The sequence below is a fragment of the Thermohalobaculum sp. genome (assembly GCF_058622915.1).
On sequence record NZ_JBZSYN010000070.1, the window covers coordinates 1 to 5573 of the forward strand.

General features: G+C 69.5%; 6 protein-coding genes and 1 pseudogene. 3 read left to right on the plus strand and 4 right to left on the minus strand.

All coding sequences use genetic code 11. The features are described 5' to 3' along the window. The 3 genes and pseudogenes from AC32QD_RS05730 to folD all read left to right on the plus strand — a co-directional run. Positions 1-263 (plus strand): annotated as a pseudogene (locus AC32QD_RS05730) (hypothetical protein); the annotation flags it as partial. Positions 264-331: 68 nt separating this feature from the next. Continuing rightward, on the plus strand, positions 332-784 hold the full coding sequence (queF, locus tag AC32QD_RS05735; RefSeq protein WP_492009527.1) for a preQ(1) synthase: 453 nt from the start codon (positions 332-334) through the stop codon (positions 782-784). A gap of 45 nt (positions 785-829) precedes the next feature. Continuing rightward, on the plus strand, positions 830-1732 hold the full coding sequence (folD, locus tag AC32QD_RS05740) for a bifunctional methylenetetrahydrofolate dehydrogenase/methenyltetrahydrofolate cyclohydrolase FolD (protein ID WP_492009522.1): 903 nt from the start codon (positions 830-832) through the stop codon (positions 1730-1732). Positions 1733-1773: 41 nt separating this feature from the next. On the opposite strand, the gene AC32QD_RS05745 is transcribed toward folD, so the two are convergent. The 4 genes from AC32QD_RS05745 to AC32QD_RS05760 all read right to left on the minus strand — a co-directional run. Next, a complete protein-coding gene (locus AC32QD_RS05745; protein ID WP_492009523.1) occupies positions 1774-2172 on the minus strand; it encodes a GFA family protein in 399 nt (132 codons plus the stop codon). Next, complete coding sequence (locus AC32QD_RS05750; RefSeq protein ID WP_492009524.1) at positions 2165-2641, minus strand: PaaI family thioesterase; 477 nt, start codon at positions 2639-2641, stop codon at positions 2165-2167. The genes AC32QD_RS05745 and AC32QD_RS05750 overlap by 8 nt, the downstream gene beginning before the upstream one ends. Before the next feature lie 88 nt (positions 2642-2729). Continuing rightward, on the minus strand, positions 2730-3515 hold the full coding sequence (locus AC32QD_RS05755) for an FAD binding domain-containing protein (RefSeq protein ID WP_492009525.1): 786 nt from the start codon (positions 3513-3515) through the stop codon (positions 2730-2732). Between the two features lie 10 nt (positions 3516-3525). Continuing rightward, positions 3526-5573: xanthine dehydrogenase family protein molybdopterin-binding subunit (locus tag AC32QD_RS05760; protein ID WP_492009526.1), on the minus strand; the 2048-nt coding region annotated here is incomplete at its 5' end.

Consider the following 5573-nt stretch of genomic DNA (forward strand, 5'->3'; position numbering starts at 1 on the left):
CCCCGCGCTTCGTCATCTTCGAGAAGGGCGCCGAGTCCCAGCACATGATCATCATCGCTCTGGACGACCAGGTGTTCGAGACGCTCTACCGCGCCCGCGCGGTGCTGGCGCAGCTCACCTCGATGCTTCGCGGCAGCGAGTTCTTCAACAAGACGGGGCTGATCACCGAGGCCACCTGGTTCGATCTGGCGAAGCTGCTGGGCTTCAAGGACGTGGTGATTTCCGATGGCAGGACCTGGTCGCATCGGGTCGTGCTCAAGTGACGCAGGCGGGCCCTGCGGCACGCGGCGATGTTGCCTCGCCGCCGTCACCGCGCTAAGGGGCGCGCATGATGGAGACCAAGCTCACTGCGCTGGGCCAGCCGGCCGCGATCCCCGCGAGCCCGGACGAGGCGCGGCTCGACCCGGTGCCGAACCCGCACCCGGACACGGACTACGTGGCGCGCTTCGTCTGCCCCGAGTTCACCTCGCTGTGCCCGGTGACCGGCCAGCCCGACTTCGCGCACCTGGTGATCGACTACCTGCCGGGCGAGTTCATCGTCGAGTCCAAGTCGCTCAAGCTCTATCTCGCCGCCTTCCGCAACCACGGCGCATTCCACGAGGACTGCACCGTGGCCATCGGCAAGCGTATCGTCGCCGCCATCCGCCCGAAATGGCTCAGGATCGGCGGCTACTGGTACCCGCGCGGCGGCATGCCGATTGACGTTTTCTGGCAGACAGACGTCCCTCCCGAGGGGCTCTGGCTGCCCGATCAGGGTGTAAAGCCCTACCGCGGACGGGGCTGAGCCCCGCGAACACCGAGCCGAAAATTCCGATCTGGGGAGACAGACATGACCGCCGACATCATCGACGGAAAGGCCTTCGCCGCGAATGTGCGCGCCCGGGTGGGCGAGCAGGTGGCCCGCCTCAAGGGAGACCACGACATCACGCCCGGCCTGGCGGTGGTGCTGGTCGGCGAGAACCCGGCCAGCCAGGTCTATGTGCGCAACAAGGCCAAGGCGACCATCGAGGTCGGCATGAATTCCTACGAACACAGCCTGAGCGCCGAGACCTCGGAATCCGAGCTTCTCGAGCTGATCGACCGGCTGAACAACGATCCGGCGGTGCACGGCATCCTGGTACAGCTTCCCTTGCCCGACCACCTCAACAGCGAGCTGGTGATCAACGCGCTCGACCCGGCGAAGGATGCGGACGGCTTCCACATCCTCAATGTCGGGCTCCTGGGCACGGGTCAGAGGGCGATGGTGCCCTGCACGCCGCTGGGCTGCCTGATGCTGCTGCGCGACCGGCTGGGCGATCTCTCCGGCAAGGAGGCGGTGGTGGTCGGCCGCTCGAACATCGTCGGCAAGCCGATGGCGCAGCTGCTGATCCGCGACAGCTGCACCGTCACGGTGGCGCACAGCCGCACCCGCGACTTGCCCGGCGTGTGCCGGCGCGCCGACATCCTGGTCGCGGCGGTCGGCCGCCCGGAGATGGTCAGGGGCGACTGGATCAAGCCGGGCGCCACGGTGATCGATGTCGGCATCAACCGGATCCCCGCGCCCGAGAAGGGCGAGGGCAAGCACCGGCTGGTCGGCGACGTGGAATTCGCCGCTGCCTCCGAGGTCGCCGGCGCCATCACGCCGGTGCCGGGCGGCGTGGGCCCGATGACCATCGCCTGCCTGCTCGCGAACACCCTGACCGCCTGCTGCCGCGGCAACGGTCTGTCCGAGCCCGAGGGGCTGACCGCCTGACGGCCGGCCCCGCCGCGCGCCAAAATGTGCGGCATCGCCGCTCAGTCCGGTCTGGGGCGGTCCCCGGGATAATGCGGCGTGCCGTCCTCGGGGATCGGCAAAGGCGCCTCGTCGCACCAGGTGTGGCTGGCGAGGGCAAGACCGGTGGCGTCGTCGAGGTTGCCCAAGCCAATGTTGATGCTGTCGCCCGCGGCCGGCTCCCAGAACAGGAAGCCGCCGCAACTCGGGCAGAAGCCCCGCCGCGCGCGCGGGCCGATGCTGATCCAGCCGGGCTCGCCGCTGATCTCCACGCTGCCGCGGGGCGCGGTGATCGCCACCCAGAAATTGCCCGACTGGCGCTGGCATCCGCGGCAGTGGCAGGCCATGGGAGGCTGCACCGGCCCGGTCACGGTGAAGCGGATCGCGCCGCACAGGCAGCCGCCCGTCAGTCTCTCAGTCATTCTGTCCTCCGACCGAGCCCCTGTCGGCAAGCCCGCCCATGGCCATGAAAGTGCCGATGGCGATGGCGACATGGGTCTCGCGGCCGCCTTGCTCGGCATAGACGTCCGAGCGCGCCACGATCAGCCGCCGCCCGGCCCGCTCGACCCGGCCGCGCGCGATCAGCCGCTCGCCCTTCGCGGGGGCGAGCAGGTTGATCTTCAGCTCCGCCGTCAGCACGCCATCGCCCGCGGCCATCAGGCTCTGCGCCGCATAGCCGGCCGCCGAATCGGCAATCGACCATGCCGCCCCGGCATGGGCATAGCCGTGCTGCTGCTCCAGCTCGGGCCGCAGCGGCAGCTCGATCTCCACCGCCCCCGGGGCGACCGAGAGCAGCCGCGCGCCGAGCAGCGACATGAAGTTCTGCCGCGCGAAGGAGGCGTGCACCCGGTCATGATTGCCGGAATCGCGGGGCTTGAGATCGTCGCTCATGCATCCGGCCCCGCGCGCGGGAGGCCCCGCCCGTCGACGCCCGTGGACGGGGCAGGGGCGGAGGCCGCCCCCGCCGCGCTCGACGGGCTCACGCGCAGGCGGCCACGGCCCGGCGCGTCAGCACACCCACCAGGTGGGCGCGATATTCGGGCGTGCCGTGCAGGTCCCCGATCATGCCGTTGGCCGAGGGCGCCAGGTCCTTGACCGCGTCGGGCGAGAAGTTCGACGACAGCGCCTGCTCGGCGTCGGACCAGCGGAACACGCCGTTCTCCGCAGCGCCGGTCACCGCGACGCGCACGCCGCTGCCGGTCCGGCCCACGAACACGCCGGTCAGCGCGAACAGCGAGCCGGGCTGCTCGAACTTCTGGTAGTTCGCCGCCTGCAGCTTGGGGAAGGCGACCGCGGTGACGAGCTCGCCGTCCTCCAGCGCGGTCTCGAACAGGCCCGCGAAGAAGTCGTCCGCCGCGATCGTGCGCTTGTTGGTCTTCACGGTCGCGCCCGAGCCCAGAACCGCCGCCGGGTAGTCGGCCGCCGGATCGTTGTTCGCGAGGCTGCCGCCGATGGTGCCGCGGTTCCTGACCTGGGGGTCGCCGATCCCCTCGGCCACCGCGCGCAACCAGGCCGGCGCGTCGCGCGACGTTGCGACCGTGGCGTGCGTCGCGCCGCCGCCGACCTCGCAGCCGCCGTCGCCGGCGGCCTTGACCTCCCGGCTCAGGCAGGCGCCCAGGTCCACCAGCACCGAGGGCTGGGCCAGCCGCTGCTTCAGCGTCGGGATCAGGGTCTGCCCGCCGGCCAGCGCTTGGGCGTCCTCGGCCTCGAGCGCCTTGACGGCTTCGTCGACGGATTTCGGCCTCACATAGTCGAAGTTGTACATCTCGCCCTCCCTAGTGCTTCGCCGCCGAGTGCGTGCTTTGGATCGCGTTCCAGACGCGGCCGGGGCTCAATGGCATGTCGATGTGCTCGACGCCCAGCTCGCTGAGCGCGTCGATCACGGCGTTGACCAGCGCCGGCGGCGAGCCGATCGCCCCCGCCTCGCCGCAGCCCTTCACACCCAGCGGGTTGTGCGTGCACGGCGTGACGCAGGAGGCGTCGACGACGAAGCTGGGGAAGTCGCTGGCGCGCGGCATGGCATAGTCCATGTAGCTGGCCGAGACGAGCTGGCCGTCCGTGTCGTAGACGCAGTTCTCCAGCAATGCCTGGCCGATCCCCTGCGCCAGCCCGCCATGCACCTGGCCCTCGACGATCATCGGGTTGATGACGTTGCCGAAATCGTCAGCCGCGGTGAAGTTCTGGACTTCCACCTTGCCGGTGTCGGGGTCGACCTCGACCTCGCAGATATAGGTGCCGGCGGGGAAGGTGAAGTTCTTCGGGTCGTAGAACGAGGTCTCCTCCAGCCCCGGCTCCAGCGTCTCGTGCGGGAAGTTGTGCGGCACATAGGCGGTCAGCGCCACGGTGCCCCAGTCCACCTCCTTGTCGGTGCCCGAGACGGTGAACTTGCCGTTCTCGAAGCTGATGTCGCCCTCAGCGGCCTCGAGCAGGTGCGCCGCGATCTTCTTGCCCTTGGCGATGATCTTGTCGACCGAGCGCACGATCGCACTGCCGCCCACGGCCAGCGAGCGCGAGCCGTAGGTGCCCATGCCGAACGGGATCTTGCCGGTGTCGCCATGCACGATGTCCACGGCGGCCTCGTCGCAGCCCAGCATGTCGGCCACGACCTGGGCGAAGGTCGTCTCGTGCCCCTGGCCGTGGCTGTGCGAGCCGGTGAAGACGGTGACGTTGCCGGTGGGGTTCACCCGTACGGTCGCCGCTTCATACAGGCCCGCCCGTGCGCCCAGTGCGCCCACCAGCGAGGAGGGCGCGATACCGCAGGCCTCGATATAATTGGCGACGCCCAGGCCCCGCAGCTTGCCGCGCTTGCGGCTCTCCTCCTTGCGCGCGGCGAAGCCCTTCACGTCGGCCAGCTCCGCCGCCTTGTCCAGCGTGGCGTCATAGTTGCCGGTGTCGTACTGCACCGCCACCGGGGTCTGGTAAGGGAACTGGTCGGGCTTGATGAAGTTCCTGCGCCGGATCTCCATCGGGTCGAGCCCCATCTCGCGCGCCGCCTTGTCGATCGTGCGCTCGATCTGGTAGGTCGCCTCGGGCCGCCCGGCGCCGCGATAGGCGTCGACCGGCACGGTGTTGGTGAACACCGCCTTGACGTTGGTGTAGACCGCCGGGGTGGCGTAGTTTCCGGCCAGGAGCGTCCCGTGCAGATAGGTCGGGATGCAGGGGGCAAAGGTCGAGAGATAGCCGCCCATGTTGGCCAGCGTCGAGCAGCGCAGGCCGGTGAACCTGCCTTCCTTGTCCATGGCCAGCTCGACCTTGGTGAGGTGGTCGCGGCCCTGGGCGTCGGACATGAAGGACTCCGAGCGCTCGGCGGTCCACTTCACCGGCCGGCCCACCTGCTTTGCGGCCCAGGTGACGAAGGCCTCCTCGGCGTAGTGGTAGATCTTCGAGCCGAAGCCGCCGCCCACGTCGGGCGCCACCACGCGCAGCTTGTGCTCGGGGATCGACAGCACGAAGGCCCCCATCAGCAGGCGGATCACGTGCGGGTTCTGGCTGGTGGTGTAGAGCGTGTGCTCGTCGCGCGCCCGGTCGTACTCGCCGATCGCCGCGCGCGGCTCCATGGCGTTGGGCACGCAGCGCTGGTTCACCAGCTCCAGCGTGGTGACGTGGTGGGCGTTCTTGATCGCCTCGTCCACCGCCTCCTTGCTCTCGCCGAACTCCCAGTCGAAGCACAGGTTGTTGGGCACGTCGTCATGCACCAGCCCCGGCTTGCCTTGGATGGCCTGGCGCATGTCGATGACCGCGGGCAGGTCCTCGATGTCCAGCTCGATCAGCTCGGCCGCATCCTTGGCCTGGGCACGGGTCTCGGCCACCACCACGGCGACGG

Bases quoted from the DNA above. Each gene is read 5' to 3' on its own strand.
- AC32QD_RS05750 (WP_492009524.1), bottom strand. From the start codon at position 2,641: ATGAGCGACGATCTCAAGCCCCGCGATTCCGGCAATCATGACCGGGTG.
- folD (WP_492009522.1), top strand. From the start codon at position 830: ATGACCGCCGACATCATCGACGGAAAGGCCTTCGCCGCGAATGTGCGC.
- AC32QD_RS05755 (WP_492009525.1), bottom strand. From the start codon at position 3,515: ATGTACAACTTCGACTATGTGAGGCCGAAATCCGTCGACGAAGCCGTC.
- queF (WP_492009527.1), top strand. From the start codon at position 332: ATGGAGACCAAGCTCACTGCGCTGGGCCAGCCGGCCGCGATCCCCGCG.
- AC32QD_RS05745 (WP_492009523.1), bottom strand. From the start codon at position 2,172: ATGACTGAGAGACTGACGGGCGGCTGCCTGTGCGGCGCGATCCGCTTC.